The 1,427-nt window shown below is 46.6% G+C and carries 3 protein-coding genes and 1 tRNA gene; 1 reads left to right on the plus strand and 3 read right to left on the minus strand.

Annotated features, from left to right (window positions below):
• The first annotated feature begins 152 nt into the window (after positions 1-152).
• A tRNA-Thr gene (locus tag VZ95_RS10935) sits at positions 153-227 on the plus strand.
• Here VZ95_RS10935 and VZ95_RS24065 read toward each other — a convergent pair.
• The 3 genes from VZ95_RS24065 to VZ95_RS27075 form a co-directional block, all read right to left on the minus strand.
• Positions 198-527: a hypothetical protein gene (locus tag VZ95_RS24065; RefSeq protein WP_156995238.1), complete on the minus strand. Its 330-nt coding sequence runs from the start codon at positions 525-527 to the stop codon at positions 198-200. The two genes, VZ95_RS10935 and VZ95_RS24065, sit on opposite strands and share 30 nt — an antisense overlap.
• Before the next feature lie 177 nt (positions 528-704).
• Positions 705-1,253: a hypothetical protein gene (locus VZ95_RS24070; RefSeq protein ID WP_156995239.1), complete on the minus strand. Its 549-nt coding sequence runs from the start codon at positions 1,251-1,253 to the stop codon at positions 705-707.
• The coding region (locus VZ95_RS27075; protein WP_232302613.1) for a hypothetical protein at positions 1,207-1,427 on the minus strand (221 nt) is incomplete at its 5' end. The genes VZ95_RS24070 and VZ95_RS27075, both read right to left, overlap by 47 nt.

Below are 1,427 nucleotides of genomic sequence, written 5' to 3' on the forward strand. Positions count from 1 at the left end.
TCAATAGAAGGAAGCGGCGATGGGGCGAAAGACCGAAACCCTTCGGCCTGCCGCACACTAGCCCCGCTTTTGGCTCTTGCCAAGCCCCACCCCATCCGCTAAATAGCCGCCCACGCCAACCGATGCCGCGCATCTTGGCGCAATATGGCGATGCTGCCGTAGCTCAGTGGTAGAGCACTCCCTTGGTAAGGGAGAGGTCAAGAGTTCAATCCTCTTCGGCAGCACCATTTTAAAGCCTTCAAACCGTTGGTTTGTAAGGCTTTTTTATTGCCTGAGAACAAAGGCCGCTTTGGGCGTGTAGGCCCGTGTAAAATCCGTGCGCACTGTTCTGTTAGCGTTCCACCCGGCCCGCTGTGCTCATGCTGCTGCGGCTTCTCGCGCCACCCTGCCCGTGTCTTCAACCAGAAGATTTGCGCCGTATTGTTGCCTGCCAGCGCCGACTGGAAGAGCGATTGCGCCACCAGCGCATTTGCCTTTTCGAGCCCCTGCGAGAGTTCGTCCCGGAAGCATTTGGTGAGCGTCGGCACTGTGATCGGCTTCCGCGCCGCGCCCGTGATGAAGGTGCAAATCACCTCCTGCTGCACCCCGAAGGCGACGAGCGTTTCGACAAGGCGGCGCTGTTCATCGGTCGGGGTTAAGGCGGGGCGGCCCTCTGAATGTGCATGTCAATTATTTTCAACCAAACTCCATATCCGAGCCGACACCTAATGCAAATCAAACGAATCAATAATAGAGTTTTCATCGACAATAATATTTATACTTCTGTCATATGTATTATCGATTTTTACAGAATACTCTGAACTATATTTTATAGAAAATGAATCTTCATAAAAAATTAATATTTTTCCTGACTTATAAGAAGAATGTTTAAAGACACCATTCTTAACATAAGTCTCATCTATTGGTAATATTGTTTTTATTTTTACTGAGTTTTCGTTCCCCGAAGATCTAGGTATAGACGTCTCAATATCAATCTTCATCAACCCGCCCTCGCGGTCATTTATTCTAATTTCAACTTTTTTCAGAAAAGCTAATGATTTTCCTGAATTTCTGATATATAATGTAAGATCTACGTTCCTATGCGTGTATTGATTATCTTTCAGAATCGTTAAACCAGATAAAAGTAAGTGAGCACACTCAAAGTTCTCAGGTTTATATAATTCTAATAGGGGCCTTTCATTTATTTTTGTCACTTTAATCGACTCTTTAGCAGCGGTAGCTGTTCTCTCTGCCTGCAGGGTTGCCGCCTGCATTTCTTTTCTGGTCTCCTTTAGCTCTTCTCTCTGCGTTTTTTATACTCAAGAGCAACAAGCAGACCGAGATAAAAGTCAGGACTGGGTTAATGATTCCACCGAAGAAATCGCCTACAGGCCCGAGTTTCTCAAAGGCACTCTCGCGCTCCGCTTTTAAGACAATATTGCCCTGAT

The organism is Elstera litoralis (genome assembly GCF_000963705.1).
In the GTDB taxonomy this organism is placed as follows: domain Bacteria; phylum Pseudomonadota; class Alphaproteobacteria; order Elsterales; family Elsteraceae; genus Elstera; species Elstera litoralis.